The organism is Pseudomonas moorei (assembly GCF_008801475.1).
GTDB classification, from domain to species: domain Bacteria; phylum Pseudomonadota; class Gammaproteobacteria; order Pseudomonadales; family Pseudomonadaceae; genus Aquipseudomonas; species Aquipseudomonas moorei.
On sequence record NZ_VZPP01000010.1, the window covers coordinates 271,056 to 285,521 of the forward strand.

Below are 14,466 nucleotides of genomic sequence, written 5' to 3' on the forward strand. Positions count from 1 at the left end.
GTCAGAAAATTGAATGGCGGCAGAGTAACGATCCACCTCGCGCGGAATAAGCGCCTCCTTCGCAAAATTCATTTGACCCATACGCAAGAATCAACCAGCGATTATTGCCTTAGACTGCCCCCCATTCTGACTTGAGGAGACTTTCCAATGAGTGAACTGCAAGGCTTCATCCTGCACGCCAAGACCCGTCCGGAAAAATCCGACGCTTTCGAAGCGTTTTTCAGTGGCTATGTCGAAGCCAGTCGCGCCGAGCCCGGCTGCATCGAGTACCACATGCTGCGCGACAAGCAGGACCCGACCCTGTTTATCTTCTACGAAATCTGGCAGTCCCAGGCGCATCTCGACGTGCATTCGAACCTGCCGCACATGAAGCAGTTTCTGGATCAGCGCTTTGAATACCTGGAACGAGACTTTGAGATCCGCGAAATCGAGATGATCAGCCCGTCGTCTGCTAACCGCTGATCAGCAAGTGGCCGCCGAGCACGCCGAGGCCAATGAAAAAAACGCGTTTGAACAACACGGCGCTGATCCGCTGGCGCAACCATTGCCCCAGCAGCATGCCCGACACCGCCGGGATCAGCGCCAGCAACGATGCACCCAACTCTTCACCGCCCAAGGCGCCGCGCCAAAACAGTCCGGCGGCCAGGGCGAGGGTCGAGACGGTGAATGACAGGCCCAGCGCCTGTACCAGCTCATCCTTGTTCAAACCCAGCGCTTGCAGGTAGGGCACCGCCGGAATCACAAAGACACCGGTGGCCGAGGTGATCACACCCGTCAGTACACCGCACGACGGACCGAGCCAGCGCTCATTGCGCGCACCGATGCGCAGGGTCGGCAGAAACAAGCCGCTCAAGGCATAGAGCAACAGCGCTGCCCCCAATCCCCGCACCACCCAACGTCCACCGGCCATGCCGATCCACAGCGTCCCCGCCCCCGTGCCGACGAAAATCGCCAGCAGCATCGGCCAGAGTCGTTTGATCAAACCGCGCAAATGCCCGCCGAATGCCAGTTGCCAGACGTTGGTCAGCGTTGCGGGAATGATCAATAACGCAGCAGCCTGCGACGGCGCCATAGCCAGACCGAGCAAACCCATGGCGATGGTTGGCAGACCCAGGCCGATCACACCCTTGATCATGCCGGCCAGCAGGAAAGTCGCCATGACCAGCAATGACAGGGCAAAACCAATATTTTGGTAAAACGGGGCGAGTGTATTCATGGGGCCATGGTGAGCCCGCCGTGGTCGCTTGAAAATCTGCCATATACTGAGGCTGCCTCTCTCCTGACAAGAGGCTGAGGAATGAGGCGCAACGTCCCCTGTAGGAGCGAGCCTGCTCGCGATGGTCGTTAACGATAACGCGTGTTTACTGGCTAAACGCGGCGCTCTTGAGTCCATCGCGAGCAGGCTCGCTCCTACAGGGGGCCTGCGAACGACACCCATCCCTTGTGGGAGCGGGCCCGCGATGGTCGTTAACGATAACGCGTGCTTACCGGCTAAACGCGGCGCTCTTGAGTCCATCGCGAGCAGGCTCGCTCCTACAGGGGGCCTGCGAACGACACCCATCCCTTGTAGGAGCTTGCCCGCGATGGGGCCCTTCCAGACAACTGATATCCAAAGGCCGCCAATGCACTTCGACCTGACCGACCTGCGCCTGTACCTGAACATCCTCGACAGCGGCAACATCACCGCCGGTGCCGCGCGCAGTCACCTGTCGCTGGCGGCAGCGAGCGCACGAATCCGTGCGATGGAAGCGTCGATCGGCATCGATTTTCTCGAGCGCGGACGACGTGGTGTTACCCCCACGCCTGCGGGAAATGCCCTGGCTCAGCACGCCCGACGCTTGCTGCAGCACGCCGAACGCATGCAACAGGACTTGGCCGAATACGCCAACGGCGTCAAAGGTCAGGTGCGGCTGTTGTGCAACACCACCGCGATCACTGAATACCTGCCCGAGCTGCTGGCGGACTTTCTGCGCGAGCATCCCAACCTCGATATCGACCTGCAGGAGTTGCCCAGTGCCCGCATCACCCATGCCTTGCGTCAGGGTGCCGCCGACCTTGGCGTGATCTCCGATGCGGTGGACACTCACGGCCTCGAAACCCTGCCCTTTTGCGACGATCCGCTGGCGCTGATCATGCCACTCGGGCATCCGCTGGCCGACGGTGCAACACCGAGCTTCAACGATACGTTGCGACACGACTTTGTGGGTCTGGCCAGCAACAGTGCACTGGCCGTGTACCTTGAGGAACAGGCATTGCACGCAGGTATCCGCCTGCAAATCCGCATCCGTGCGGAAGGCTTCGACGGGGTGATACGCATGGTCTCGCGCGGCGCCGGGCTGGCGATCGTGCCGCTGGCGGCAATCCAGCGCCAGGCAGTGAGTCAATCGATCAAAAGCTTCGCCCTGAAGGAAGACTGGGCACAACGAAAACTACTGCTGTGCGCCCGCTCATTCACTGGCCTGCCCGGTTATGCCAGAACCTTGCTTGAGGCTTTGCGCGCTAAGTGAGATCGGCTTGGCCTTCCTGAAAAACAGGCCATAGACGATCGACAGAATCACCAGGAACGGCACACCGAACACCAACGTCATCTTGAACGCCTCGGTGAAGTAAGTGGTGATCATCACCGCGCCCATCAACAACAACCCCAACAAGGTACTGTACGGAAACAGACGCATGCGGAACGACAGTTTTCGCTCGCCATTGCGCTCGTGGTAGCGACGGAAACAGTAGTGCGTCAGGAAGATCATGAACCAGGTGAAGATGGCGCCGAACATGGAGATCGCCATCATCAGGGTGAACGAGCTTTCCGGGTACAACACGTTGAGCAGGGTCGCCAGTGCAATGCCCGAACTCGACAGCAACAAGGCGTTCAGCGGGATTCCGCTCTTGCTCAACACGCCCATGGACTTGGGTGCATAGCCGCCACGAGAGAGGCTGAACATCATGCGTGTGGTGATGTAGAGCTGACTGTTCATGGCCGACAACGCCGCTATCAGGATCACGAAATTCATCACCCCGGTCGCGCCGGGAATGCCGATGGTTTGCATGACCGTGACGAACGGGCTCTGGGCATGACCGGCCTGAACCCACGGCACGATGGCCAACATCAGGGCCAGGGTCAGCAGGTAAAACACCACCAGCCGTACGATAGTCGCGCGAAAGGCTTTCTTCACGGCGCGTTCGGGGTCCTGCGCTTCACCGGCCGCCACCGCGATCATTTCCACGCTCAGGTAGCTGAAGATCGACACGATCACCGCGACCCACATGCCTTGCAGGCCATTGGGGAAGAAGCCGCCATGGGCGGTGTAGTTGTGCACGCCGTATTGCGGGTTGCCGGAACCGAACACCACATACACCGCCAGGATGATGAAGCCGACAATTGCACCGATCTTGATGGTCGAGAACCAGTACTCAAAGGTGCCGAATGTCTTCACGCTGATGGCGTTGAGCACGATCAGCATGCTGGAAAACGAGACGATCCATATCCACTCCGGCACGTTGGCAAACCAGTACTTCATGTACATCGCCACCGCCGTCACTTCCGTGCCGACCGCCAGCACAATCGCCGCCCAGTAGGCATAGCGCACCAGGAAACCGGCCAACGGGCTGACATAGAATTCGGCGTAGGCGCCGAAGGATCCCGAGGTCGAATGGGCCACGGTCATTTCCGCCAGGCAGCCCATCAACAGCAAAGTGATGATCGCGCCGATGGCGTAGCTGAGCAGCACGCTCGGTCCGGCATAGCCAATGGCGTAGGCGCTGCCCATGAACAGCCCGGTGCCGATCGCACCACCAATGGCGATCATGCTCATTTGCCCCGACGTCAGTTGCCGCCGCAGGCCGTGTTCACGGTTGGATATCGTTTCAAAACCGGCGTTATCGGTCATTTTTATGTCCTCTGAATATTGTCTTTCTTGAAGAGCACGTCGTGGGTTTTACGGGTGGGGATCAGCCACGCACAGCAGGACACGGATCAGAAAATACTCAGTGGATACTCGATGATGACGCGGATTTCGTTGTTGTCCGTGGTGTCGGCCCGCGCCACTTGTGCGGTCGAACGCACGCTGGCCTGGCGCACCCGCACCGACAGGTCCCTGGCCTTGCCCGACTGCACGACATAGCGCGCTTCGATGTCGCGCTCCCAGCGCTTGCCGTCATCGCCGTAACGCCCATAGGCGCCGTTGGAACCGCCGTCGTAATGGCTGTCGTCGATATGGTCACCGCTGACGTAACGCGACATGAAGCTCAGGCCCGGTACGCCAAACGCGGCCATGTCCAGGTCGTAGCGCAGTTGCCAGGAGCGTTCGTTGGGTGCGTTGAAGTCCAGCACCTGCACCGAGTTGGCCAGGAAGATCGAAGTACCGGGTTGCTGATCGAACCCCAGGTAGTCGAACGGCTCGTCGCCATCGACGCGTTGGTACGCCAGGGTCAAGCGATGGGCACCGAATTTGTAGGCGGTGGCCAACGACCAGGTGGTGTTGTCGATCTTGCCGGCCAGGCTCTGGCCGTCGTCATTGGTACGGTAAATATTGAAATCCAGGTTCAACGACTGGCCTTCGCTCAGGGCAAAGGTGTAGTTGGTGTTGGCGTAGTACTGGCGCCAGATGTCGGTGAACCGTGAACCGTAGAGGCTGACGCTCAGTTGATCGCTCAGGGCGTAGCTGCCGCCCAGGTAGTCGACGCTGCGGGTTTCCACGCCGGCATACAGGGCCTTGAGGGCGCCATCGTTATTCGTCGAATTGCCGTCGTTGCCGGACGTGAAGTGCCCGAGGTCGAGCTGCAGCGCTTTCAGTTCATTACTGGTCAGCTGAAAGCCGTTGGCCAATGGCGTAAACAGGCGCGCATTGCCCGTGCCGAATACCGGGTTGAACGGTGCCAGGTTGCCGTACTTGAGTTCGGTGCGGGAGATCCGCGCCTTCAACGCACCGCCCGCTTCGGAGTACTCATCCTCGGGACGGCCATCGGAGTCGACCGGCAGCAAACCGGTGCCGGTCCGTCCCTTGCCGCTGTCGAGCTTGAGACCCAATTGCGCATGGGCATCGACCCCGAACCCGACAACGCCTTGGGTAAAACCGGAGCGATAATCGAGCAGGATCCCGTGGGCCCATTCGTCCCGATAATTCTGGCCACCGGGATTGTTGAGGTTGTTGCGGTAGAAATAGAAGTTACGGTTGGTCAGGGTCAGGCTGCTGTCTTCGACAAATCCATTGTCGGCGGCGCAAGCCCATTGACTCAGACAACTGCTGACGGCGAGCGACAAGGCGGGCCAGAGGGACAGTTTCATTCTGCGTGCTCCTTATTATTGTGTTTGCACAGAACTTTTATTGAGGCGACCGAAGGCCTGCTGCCGGGAAAAAGCGGCAGCAAGACGAGGGCGTCCGGGGTGTATCAGGTCACGCTGTGGCGGACCTGGAATTGCGCTTGCGACCAGGTTTTGCGGTCCAGGATTTCACCGAGAATCTGTACCGCGTCCCAGACTTCGGTGAAGGTTGTGTACAGCGGGGTGAAGCCGAAACGCATGATCCGCGGTTCGCGGTAGTCACCGATCACGCCCCGCTCGATCAGGGCCTGGATCACCGCATAACCTTCGGGGTGCTCGAAACTGACATGGCTGCCGCGCCTGGCATGTTCACGCGGGGTGACCAGCGTTAGCTCATGGGCGGCGCAGCGCTGCTCGACCAGCTCGATGAACAGGTCCGTCAGCGCCAGGGATTTGCGGCGCAGGGTGGCCATGTCGGTCTGGGCGAAAATATCCAGACCGCATTCGACCATCGCCAATGAGGTGATCGGTTGAGTGCCGCACAAGTAACGCGCGATGCCGCTGCTCGGCTCGTAATGGGACTCCATGGCAAACTGCCGCGAATGCCCGAACCAGCCTGACAGCGGCTGCGCCACCAGGTCACACAACTGCGGATGGACCCAGACAAACGCCTGCGAACCGGGACCGCCATTGAGGTATTTGTAGGTGCAGCCAATCGCGTAGTCGGCTTGCGCCTGATGCAGATCGACCGGCACGGCACCGGCGGAATGCGCCAGGTCCCAGATGGCCAGCGCGCCACATTCGTGGGTCAGCGCGGTCAGGGCCTGCATGTCGTGCATGTAACCGGTCTTGTAATTGACGTGGGTGAGCATCACCACGGCGGTGTCCTGGTCAATCGCCTGCGGCAGTTCTTCCGGGCTATCGACCAGACGCAGCGTGTAGCCTTGCTGCAGCATGTCGGCCAGACCTTCGGCGATGTACAGGTCGGTGGGGAAGTTGCTGGATTCGGTGACGATCACTCGGCGCGCCGGCGACCTTGCAGCCTGCACGCGAAGGGCGGCGCTGAGCACCTTGAACAGGTTGATCGACGTGGTGTCGGTCACCACCACTTCGCCGTCACGGGCACCAATCAGGCCGGCCAATCGATTGCCCAGACGCTCGGACAGCTCACGCCAGCCGGCACTGTTCCAACTGCGGATCAGGCCATTGCCCCACTCTTGGGCGACCACCTCCTGAGCACGCGCCAATGCGGCGACCGGTCGAGCGCCCAGCGAATTGCCATCGAGATAAATCACTCCCTCTGGCAGGGCAAACTGCTGGCGTAGCGGCGCGAGAGTGTCCTGGGCATCACGCGCCAGGCAATCGTTTCTTGTTGTCATCGGGTGTCCTGTTCTTGGAAGGTCGTAGCGTTATTTCAGGCGTTGTCGGCCCCTTTTCCGTGGAGAGATAATGAACGAAGCTTTGGAGAATTTTCGTGCAAAGTGAGCGAAGAAAGCGTAGTTATTTCGCATAAAATTCGAATCCATCACCAATAAGCGCGGATTTATACGAACAATGAATCTCGACTCGACAGACTTGCGAATCCTCCATCAATTGCAGCTCGATGGCCGTATCAGCAACCAGGAACTGGCAGAGAAAGTCGCCCTGTCGCCGTCGGCCTGTCTGCGCCGATTGCGCCTGCTGGAGAGCGAAGGAATCATCACCGGCTATCGCGCCGTGCTGAATGCCGAACGGTTGGGCATCGAGCTGGAAGCCATCGTCCATGTGTCATTGCGACAGGACGTCGAGGACTGGCACGAGACCTTCATCAAGAAGGTTCAGCTGTGGCCGGAAGTGGTCACGGCTTATGTGATTACCGGGGCGAGCAACTATGTGCTGCGAGTGCAGGCGCGCAACCTCAAACACTTCTCCGATTTCATCGTCAACCACCTGAACCGCACGGCGGGGGTCACCGACATCCGCTCGGAAATCGTCCTGCAGAAAATCAAGGAGCGCGACGATTTGCTGGATTTGGTGGTGCGCAAGTAAGGGGCAAAGCCTGACCTCAGAAGCCGCGCAGGCGCCGGGCTTCGTTGCGCTGCAGGGTCATGCTCGGGGATTCGTCGAACAGCTTGCGGTACTCGGCGGAAAAACGCCCGAGATGGGTGAAGCCCCAGCCCATGGCGATTCCGGAAATATTGCGCGCCGAACCGTGCTCGAGAATCTCCTGGCGCACGGCGTTCAGGCGGTATTTTTTCAGGTAGACCATGGGCGAGAGGGCGAAGTACTTCTTGAATGCCTCGAACAACTTGAAGCGCGACACCCCGGCCGCCGCTTCGATGTCCTCAAGGTGCAGCGCTTCCCGGGCGTTGGCGTGAATGTACTGCCGGGCCCGGACCAGATAGTGCGGCAACTTCACGCCCAACACTGCCCGAAGCTCTTCTGAATAGTTGTTCGGCTGGGCGAGGATCAAGCCTTTGATCAACGAGCTTTCGATGTCCCGGGTGAAGGCCACTTGTTCATAGAGCTCGCTGCTGCGTTCCAGTTCGGCGATGAAATAGCGCGCCATCCGCCACCAGGAGGCCGATGCACCGTCGACCGCATCCATCACCGGTTCGAAGCGCAGCGGTTCATCCAGCGGTCGTTGCAGCAAGCCCTCCAGGGATTCGCTCATGGCGACGCGGGTGATCACCACCTGAACCTTGCGGCAATCGCCGGAGATCGCCAGCAACTGGTTTTCATTCGGGGAAATGATCACGCCTTGATCACGATCGGACTTGAGCACACTGCCGTTCTTGCTCAACTCCTGCTCGCCCACCAACGGCAAGCTCAGGCTGTAACTGCTGAAGTGCTCGGGGTCTTCGATATCGATGGTGACATCGGTGCCGTATTCGATGGTGCCCAGGGTGGTGGCCATCGATTTGAACATGTTGGCGCTGTGGTGAAAGCGGATCCGCTCGGGTGTCGCAGTCACGAGTCTGTGGGGCCCGCAGATGCCGGACATCCAGCTTCTCGCGGCCTCAAGGTCATCGCTGTCGACACGAATATCGCGACACTGCGGATCAGTTTTGCTGTTCATCACGGTGCACTCGCAGGCTTCTTTTAGCGCGCTCTGACGGCGCGTCTCCGGCTGGAAAAAGGCAAGTTCCAAGCCATAAAACGCCAAGGCCAACTGAATGGATAGCAATCCCTGACTAAGTGGATAACGGCGTGAGTCAGGGGCAGGGAAACGCTATCAAACGGCACTCGACGTCCGACAAAACAGTAACTCATTGCTGCAAACGGGTGCAGCCGTTCATCGCCTGGTGCGCGGTTTGAGTCGTCCCTGCCCAACGCGTTACACGGTGTTACCCGAACGGGCCAGCACCTGTGTCGTCCGCTACCAATTTTATGGACTGCCTTCGCCCACAAACCGGATAGACCCCTGCCCGCCCCACTCCCTCTAATGAGCACACCGATTAGCCCCAACAAAAACAGGTACACACCCATGAGTGGCGAAAAGAACGTCGAGCAGTGGAAAGCGTTTATCCAGGGCTGCCTGGATTTCCGTCCGGCAGAAGGCGTGTTCCGCATTGCCCGGGACATTTTCACCGAACCGCAGTTGTTCGATCTGGAGATGGAACTGATCTTCGAGAAGAACTGGATCTACGCCTGCCACGAAAGCGAGCTGGCCAACAATCACGACTTCGTCACCATGCGCGCCGGCCGTCAGCCGATGATCATTACCCGCGACGGCGACGGTCAACTCAACGCGCTGATCAACGCCTGCCAGCATCGGGGCACCACGTTGACCCGGGTCGGCAAGGGCAACCAGTCGACCTTCACCTGCCCTTTCCACGCCTGGTGCTACAAAAGCGACGGCCGCCTGGTGAAGGTCAAGGCGCCTGGCGAGTACCCGGAAGGTTTCGACAAGGCCACCCGCGGCCTGAAAAAAGCCCGCATCCAGAGCTACAAGGGTTTCGTCTTCATCAGCCTGGACGTGCACGCGGACAACAGCCTGGAAGACTTCCTCGGCGACGCCAGGGTGTTCTTCGACATGATGGTCGCCCAGTCGCCCACCGGTGAGCTGGAAGTACTGCCCGGCAAGTCGGCCTACACCTACGACGGCAACTGGAAACTGCAGAACGAAAACGGCCTCGACGGTTATCACGTCAGCACCGTCCACTACAACTACGTGGCTACCGTGCAGCATCGCCAGCAGGTCAACAGCGAGAACGGCACCGCCGCTGGCAGTACCCTCGACTACAGCAAACTCGGTGCCGGCGATGCCAACACCGATGATGGCTGGTTCGCGTTCAACAACGGTCACAGCCTGTTGTTCAGCGACATGCCGAACCCGACCGTACGCTCGGGTTACGCGACGATCATGCCGCGCCTGATCGAAGAACACGGCCAGCAAAAGGCCGAATGGATGATGCATCGCCTGCGCAACCTGAACATCTACCCCAGCCTGTTTTTCCTCGACCAGATCAGCTCGCAGCTGCGCATCATCCGCCCGGTGGCGTGGAACAAGACCGAGATCATCAGCCAGTGCCTGGGGGTGAAAAACGAGTCTGACGCCGACCGCGAAAACCGCATTCGCCAGTTCGAGGACTTCTTCAACGTCTCGGGCCTCGGCACGCCGGATGACCTGGTGGAATTCCGCGAAGCCCAGCGCGGCTTCCAGGCACGCCTGGAGCGTTGGAGCGACATTTCCCGTGGCAGCCACCGATGGGCTACCGGCGCCACGCCCAACAGCGAGGCGATCGGCATCGCCCCGGCCATGACCGGCACCGAATTCACCCACGAAGGCCTTTACGTCAACCAGCACAGCAACTGGCAGAAATTCCTGCTCGATGGCCTGGATGCGAAATCCCTGAAACTCCGTGAGGTGCAATGATGAATGCGCAATTGCAGTACCAGATCGAACAGTTCTTCTATCGCAAATCCGAACTGTGCGATGCCCAGGATTGGGACGCCTATATCAAGCTGTTCGACGAGCAGAGCGAATTCCACCTGCCGCAATGGGATTCGGAACACGTCTACACCCGCGACCCCAAACGCGAAATGTCGCTGATCTACTACCCCAACCGTTCAGGCCTGGAGGACCGCGTGTTCCGCCTGCGCACGGGCAAGTCTGCGTCCTCGACACCCATGCCGCGCACCTTGCACCTGATCAACAACGTGCGGATCGACGAACTCGAAAACGGTGAGCTGGAAGTGCGCCTGAACTGGCACACGCTGTTCTATCGCCTGGCCACATCGGAGCAGTTCTACGGCCGCGCGACCTACCGGCTCAAGCCCCACGCCGACAGCTGGCTGATCAGCCGCAAGCATGTGTTGTTGCTCAACGACACCATCAACTCGGTACTCGACTTCTACCACCTCTGAATCCCGGGAGACCGAGGCATGAATCACAAAGTAGCGTTCAGCTTTGCCGACGGCAAAACGCTGTTCTTTCCCGTGCAGGCCAACGAAATCCTGCTCGACGCCGCCCTGCGCAACGGCATCAACATTCCCCTCGATTGCCGCGAAGGCGTCTGCGGAACCTGTCAGGGCCGCTGCGAATCGGGCGATTACAGCCAGGATTATGTGGACGAGGAGGCGCTCTCCAGTCAGGACCTGCAGCAACGCAAAATGCTCACCTGCCAGACCCGGGTGAAGTCTGATGCGGCGTTCTATTTCGACTTCGCCTCCAGCCTGTGCAACGCCAGCGGCCCTGACCGTCTCAAGGGCACGGTCACGGATGTGCGGCAGATTTCGGCCAGCACGGCGATCCTGCACCTGGACCTCGGCACCGCAGCCCAGGCTCTGGATTACCTGCCGGGGCAATACGCGAGACTGAGGATTCCGGGCACGGAAAGCCTGCGCTCCTACTCGTTCGCCAACCGCCCAAGCAGCCGCAATCAGTTGCAATTCCTGATCCGCCTGCTGCCCGACGGCGTCATGAGCAACTACATTCGCGAACGCTGCCAGGTGGGCGACGAAATCGCCCTGGAAGCACCACTGGGCGCCTTCTACCTTCGCCACGTCGCCAAACCGTTGATCCTGGTCGCGGGCGGCACCGGACTCTCGGCACTGCTGGGGATGCTCGACGAATTGGCCGAGCGCGGCTGCGAACAACCAGTGCACCTGTACTACGGCGTGCGCGACGCGGCCGATCTGTGCGAACGGGCACGCATCGATGCCTACGCCGAACGCATTCCAGGCTTTCGCTACACCGAAGTGGTCAGCGACCCGTCACCGCAATGGAGCGGAAAACGCGGCTACATCGCCGAGCACTTCAATGCCAGTGAACTGCGCGATGGCGAGGCCGACATGTACGTCTGCGGGCCACCACCGATGGTCGAATCGATCAAGACCTGGCTGCAGGAGCAGGCCCTGGACAACGTGCACCTGTATTACGAGAAGTTCACTGAGAGTAATATCTGACCCTTCAAATCATGCCTGACAACAATGACCAGAAGGGAACGCGATGGCGGATGAAATCTTGCAACAGGGGACGCTCAAGCGAGGGTTGAAAAATCGACACATTCAACTGATCGCGTTGGGTGGAGCCATCGGTACCGGGCTGTTCCTGGGCTCGGCCGGCGTGCTCAAGTCCGCCGGGCCATCGATGATCCTCGGCTATGCGATAGCCGGCTTCATCGCCTTCCTGATCATGCGCCAACTGGGCGAAATGATTGTCGAGGAGCCGGTGGCCGGCTCCTTCAGTCATTTTGCCCACAACTACTGGGGCAGTTTTGCCGGCTTCCTGTCCGGCTGGAACTACTGGGTGCTGTATGTGCTGGTGGGCATGGCCGAACTGACGGCCGTGGGTAAATACATCCAGTTCTGGTGGCCGGAGGTGCCGACCTGGGTCAGCGCGGCGGTCTTCTTTGTGCTGGTCAACCTGATCAACACGCTCAACGTGAAAATCTTCGGCGAAATGGAGTTCTGGTTCGCGATCATCAAGGTCGTGGCCATCATCGGCATGATTGCCCTGGGCTGCTACATGCTGTTCAGCGGCACGGGCGGCCCGCAGGCAGCGGTGAGCAACCTGTGGAGCCATGGCGGTTTCTTCCCCAACGGCTACAGCGGTTTGCTGATGGCGATGGCGTTCATCATGTTCTCTTTCGGTGGCCTGGAGCTGGTCGGCATCACCGCCGCTGAAGCCAGCGAGCCGCGAAAGGTCATTCCCAAGGCAATCAACCAGGTGGTTTACCGCGTGCTGATCTTCTACGTCGGCGCCCTCACCGTATTGCTCTCGCTGTATCCGTGGGACCAACTGCTGCAAACGCTGGGCGCGTCGGGCGATGCCTACAGCGGCAGCCCGTTCGTGCAGATCTTCTCGCTGATCGGCAGCAACACCGCCGCGCAGATCCTCAACTTTGTGGTGCTCACCGCGGCGCTCTCGGTCTATAACAGCGGCGTGTACTGCAACAGCCGCATGCTCTACGGCCTGGCCGAACAGGGCGATGCACCGAAGTCGCTGATGAAATTGAACAAGCAGGGCGTTCCGGTACGGGCGCTGGGCGTATCAGCCCTGATCACCATGCTGGCGGTGCTGGTCAACTATGTCGCCCCGCATGAAGCGCTCGAATTGCTGTTCGCACTGGTGGTCGCTTCGCTGATGATCAACTGGGCGCTGATCAGTCTCACGCACCTGAAGTTTCGCAAGGCCATGGGCCAACGCGGCATCGTGCCAGGCTTCAAGGCATTCTGGTCGCCCTACACCAATTACCTGTGCCTGCTGTTCATGGCTGTGATCATCTGCGTCATCTGGATGATTCCGCCAGTACGCGCGTCGGTTTACGCCATGCCGGTCTGGGTGTTGTTCATCTACGGTTGCTACCGGATACGCATGGCCAGGCATCGGAACTTGCCAGTGGCTGAGTAACCGCACACAAAAACGCCCCGGTATTCCATGAATGCCGGGGCGTTTTTTATTCGCGGGTCAGCGGACGCAAAATCGCCCTCACCGGGCTGGCGTCGAGGTTGGCAAAGCGCAACGGCAGCGCGATCAACTCGTAATCCCCTTCCGGGACGTCATCGAGCACGATGCCCTCAAGAATGGCCATGCCGTGGCGCGCCACTGCGTTGTGCGCATCCATGGTCTTGGATTGCTGCGGGTCCAGCGATGGGGTGTCGATACCGATCAGGCGCACGCCGAGACTGGCCAGCAGATCGACGGTGTCTTTGCCGACGGCGGTGAAGTCCGGGTCCCAGGTGGTCAGTGGTGCCTGGCGATAGGTGCGCAGCAGGACGCGTTCGGGCAGGTTGTGCAAACGACCCTGCAATTGCCCGGGCTGCACCAGGCGGCCGCTGTCCAGGCAGTGCAACACGCGGCACGGTCCGATGTAGACGTCGAGCGACACATCGCCAATGGCCGCACCGTCCGCGCTGTAGTGCAACGGTGCATCGACATGGGCGCCCGTGTGCGGCGACAGGGTGATGCGCCCGACATTCACCGGGCACTCCGGCCCCAGGCTCCAGACGCGCTCTTCCTGAAACGGCGTATCACCCGGCCAGGTCGGTGTTGCAGTGCTCAAGGGCGGGCTGATATCCCACCACGACATTGTTTTTTTCATTGCCACGCTCTCGGCCTTTTCCGAGGTCAATGATACGAGTGATGGTTGTGCAGGTTCTTGCGAAAACCTGCGGCAATGCCGGGTGCTTTCGCAAAAAATGCCGGGAATCGATGGTTTCCCGACAGGAAATTTCAACGCAAAAAACAGCTGCCTTCATCCATCGGGATTTGCGCGAATGGACGCTGGCCGCTGCGTTTCTGGATACCTCGATGTCGAGCACAGACAACTGACGCATAACCAAGCCCTATAGGGTGCGACTTCAGTTCTCCCTAACGCTCGGAGTCATCATGACCGCACCGATTACTGTTCTTCGCGACACTCACCCGCTGCCGGTGCTCGACGCCTGCAAATGGGAAAAGCTCGAAGGCGATCCGCATACCGTCAACCTCAACGCTTACACCAGCGAAGACGGCAGCAAGATCATGGGCACCTGGATCTGCACGCCGGGCAAGTGGTACGTGGAATACGTGAAGTGGGAGTACTGCCACTTCCAGGAAGGCTACTGCATCATCACCCCGGAAGGCATGGCGCCGATCCACCTGCGCGCCGGTGACATTTTCGTCATCGAGCCAGGCATGAAAGGCACGTGGGAAGTGGTGGAAACCGTACGCAAGTATTTCGTGTTTGCCTGATACAAAAAAACCGGGGGATCACCCGACGTGATCTCCCGGTAAATGT

Annotated in this window: 15 protein-coding genes; 9 read left to right on the forward strand and 6 right to left on the reverse strand. The window is 59.7% G+C overall.

Features of this window, described 5'->3' with window-relative positions:
* Window positions 1–147: 147 nt before the first annotated feature.
* Entirely contained in the window at window positions 148–462 is a 315-nt protein-coding gene (locus F7R06_RS20835; RefSeq protein ID WP_090315769.1) for a putative quinol monooxygenase, read from the forward strand.
* On the opposite strand, the gene F7R06_RS20840 is transcribed toward F7R06_RS20835, so the two are convergent.
* The gene (locus F7R06_RS20840; protein ID WP_090315766.1) at window positions 452–1,216 is read right to left on the reverse strand and encodes a sulfite exporter TauE/SafE family protein; all 765 of its coding nucleotides are present in this window, start codon (window positions 1,214–1,216) and stop codon (window positions 452–454) included. The two genes, F7R06_RS20835 and F7R06_RS20840, sit on opposite strands and share 11 nt — an antisense overlap.
* A gap of 406 nt (window positions 1,217–1,622) precedes the next feature.
* Between F7R06_RS20840 and F7R06_RS20845 the strand changes: the two genes are divergently transcribed.
* Window positions 1,623–2,507 carry a LysR substrate-binding domain-containing protein gene (locus F7R06_RS20845; protein ID WP_090315763.1) on the forward strand — a complete coding sequence of 295 codons (885 nt, stop codon included), beginning with the start codon at window positions 1,623–1,625 and terminating at the stop codon, window positions 2,505–2,507.
* Here F7R06_RS20845 and F7R06_RS20850 read toward each other — a convergent pair.
* The 3 genes from F7R06_RS20850 to kynU all read right to left on the reverse strand — a co-directional run bounded on the left by F7R06_RS20850 (window position 2,448) and on the right by kynU (window position 6,639).
* Entirely contained in the window at window positions 2,448–3,887 is a 1,440-nt protein-coding gene (locus F7R06_RS20850) for an amino acid permease (protein WP_090315760.1), read from the reverse strand. The two genes, F7R06_RS20845 and F7R06_RS20850, sit on opposite strands and share 60 nt — an antisense overlap.
* An 86-nt stretch (window positions 3,888–3,973) precedes the next feature.
* Window positions 3,974–5,284 (reverse strand): OprD family porin, encoded by a 1,311-nt coding sequence (locus F7R06_RS20855; RefSeq protein ID WP_090315757.1) that lies wholly within the window; start codon window positions 5,282–5,284, stop codon window positions 3,974–3,976.
* Between the two features lie 104 nt (window positions 5,285–5,388).
* Window positions 5,389–6,639: a kynureninase gene (kynU, locus tag F7R06_RS20860; protein ID WP_090315754.1), complete on the reverse strand. Its 1,251-nt coding sequence runs from the start codon at window positions 6,637–6,639 to the stop codon at window positions 5,389–5,391.
* Window positions 6,640–6,814: 175 nt separating this feature from the next.
* Here kynU and F7R06_RS20865 point away from each other — a divergent pair, with 175 nt between their 5' ends.
* On the forward strand, window positions 6,815–7,288 hold the full coding sequence (locus F7R06_RS20865) for an Lrp/AsnC family transcriptional regulator (protein WP_090315751.1): 474 nt from the start codon (window positions 6,815–6,817) through the stop codon (window positions 7,286–7,288).
* Window positions 7,289–7,304: 16 nt separating this feature from the next.
* Here the strand turns inward: F7R06_RS20865 and F7R06_RS20870 are convergent, their stop codons facing one another.
* The gene (locus tag F7R06_RS20870; RefSeq protein WP_090318299.1) at window positions 7,305–8,318 is read right to left on the reverse strand and encodes an AraC family transcriptional regulator; all 1,014 of its coding nucleotides are present in this window, start codon (window positions 8,316–8,318) and stop codon (window positions 7,305–7,307) included.
* 408 nt (window positions 8,319–8,726) lie between these two features.
* On the opposite strand from F7R06_RS20870, the gene antA reads away from it, so the two are divergent.
* From antA to F7R06_RS20890, 4 genes are read left to right on the forward strand one after another with little or no spacing between them, the layout of a single operon-like run.
* A complete protein-coding gene (antA, locus tag F7R06_RS20875; protein ID WP_090315748.1) occupies window positions 8,727–10,118 on the forward strand; it encodes an anthranilate 1,2-dioxygenase large subunit in 1,392 nt (463 codons plus the stop codon).
* Complete coding sequence (antB, locus tag F7R06_RS20880; protein ID WP_090315743.1) at window positions 10,118–10,609, forward strand: anthranilate 1,2-dioxygenase small subunit; 492 nt, start codon at window positions 10,118–10,120, stop codon at window positions 10,607–10,609. Before antA ends, antB begins: the two co-directional genes overlap by 1 nt.
* Window positions 10,610–10,627: 18 nt before the next feature.
* Window positions 10,628–11,650, forward strand: coding sequence for an anthranilate 1,2-dioxygenase electron transfer component AntC (antC, locus tag F7R06_RS20885; RefSeq protein ID WP_090315739.1), 1,023 nt, complete (start codon window positions 10,628–10,630; stop codon window positions 11,648–11,650).
* 43 nt (window positions 11,651–11,693) lie between these two features.
* A complete protein-coding gene (locus F7R06_RS20890; RefSeq protein ID WP_090315735.1) occupies window positions 11,694–13,097 on the forward strand; it encodes an amino acid permease in 1,404 nt (467 codons plus the stop codon).
* A gap of 46 nt (window positions 13,098–13,143) precedes the next feature.
* Here F7R06_RS20890 and kynB read toward each other — a convergent pair whose 3' ends face one another.
* Entirely contained in the window at window positions 13,144–13,788 is a 645-nt protein-coding gene (gene kynB / locus F7R06_RS20895; RefSeq protein WP_090315729.1) for an arylformamidase, read from the reverse strand.
* Window positions 13,789–13,829: 41 nt separating this feature from the next.
* Here kynB and F7R06_RS20900 point away from each other — a divergent pair, with 41 nt between their 5' ends.
* Window positions 13,830–14,018 (forward strand): hypothetical protein, encoded by a 189-nt coding sequence (locus F7R06_RS20900; protein WP_090315724.1) that lies wholly within the window; start codon window positions 13,830–13,832, stop codon window positions 14,016–14,018.
* 57 nt (window positions 14,019–14,075) lie between these two features.
* Complete coding sequence (locus F7R06_RS20905) at window positions 14,076–14,420, forward strand: cupin domain-containing protein (RefSeq protein WP_007900627.1); 345 nt, start codon at window positions 14,076–14,078, stop codon at window positions 14,418–14,420.
* Window positions 14,421–14,466: the final 46 nt, after the last annotated feature.

Excerpts from the sequence above, each read along its gene's own strand:
- kynU (WP_090315754.1), bottom strand. The coding sequence starts at position 6,639 with ATGACAACAAGAAACGATTGCCTGGCGCGTGATGCCCAGGACACTCTC.
- F7R06_RS20890 (WP_090315735.1), top strand. The coding sequence starts at position 11,694 with ATGGCGGATGAAATCTTGCAACAGGGGACGCTCAAGCGAGGGTTGAAA.
- antA (WP_090315748.1), top strand. The coding sequence starts at position 8,727 with ATGAGTGGCGAAAAGAACGTCGAGCAGTGGAAAGCGTTTATCCAGGGC.
- antC (WP_090315739.1), top strand. The coding sequence starts at position 10,628 with ATGAATCACAAAGTAGCGTTCAGCTTTGCCGACGGCAAAACGCTGTTC.
- F7R06_RS20870 (WP_090318299.1), bottom strand. The coding sequence starts at position 8,318 with ATGAACAGCAAAACTGATCCGCAGTGTCGCGATATTCGTGTCGACAGC.
- F7R06_RS20850 (WP_090315760.1), bottom strand. The coding sequence starts at position 3,887 with ATGACCGATAACGCCGGTTTTGAAACGATATCCAACCGTGAACACGGC.
- F7R06_RS20845 (WP_090315763.1), top strand. The coding sequence starts at position 1,623 with ATGCACTTCGACCTGACCGACCTGCGCCTGTACCTGAACATCCTCGAC.
- F7R06_RS20905 (WP_007900627.1), top strand. The coding sequence starts at position 14,076 with ATGACCGCACCGATTACTGTTCTTCGCGACACTCACCCGCTGCCGGTG.
- F7R06_RS20835 (WP_090315769.1), top strand. The coding sequence starts at position 148 with ATGAGTGAACTGCAAGGCTTCATCCTGCACGCCAAGACCCGTCCGGAA.
- kynB (WP_090315729.1), bottom strand. The coding sequence starts at position 13,788 with ATGAAAAAAACAATGTCGTGGTGGGATATCAGCCCGCCCTTGAGCACT.
- F7R06_RS20855 (WP_090315757.1), bottom strand. The coding sequence starts at position 5,284 with ATGAAACTGTCCCTCTGGCCCGCCTTGTCGCTCGCCGTCAGCAGTTGT.
- F7R06_RS20900 (WP_090315724.1), top strand. The coding sequence starts at position 13,830 with ATGGTTGTGCAGGTTCTTGCGAAAACCTGCGGCAATGCCGGGTGCTTT.
- F7R06_RS20840 (WP_090315766.1), bottom strand. The coding sequence starts at position 1,216 with ATGAATACACTCGCCCCGTTTTACCAAAATATTGGTTTTGCCCTGTCA.
- F7R06_RS20865 (WP_090315751.1), top strand. The coding sequence starts at position 6,815 with ATGAATCTCGACTCGACAGACTTGCGAATCCTCCATCAATTGCAGCTC.
- antB (WP_090315743.1), top strand. The coding sequence starts at position 10,118 with ATGAATGCGCAATTGCAGTACCAGATCGAACAGTTCTTCTATCGCAAA.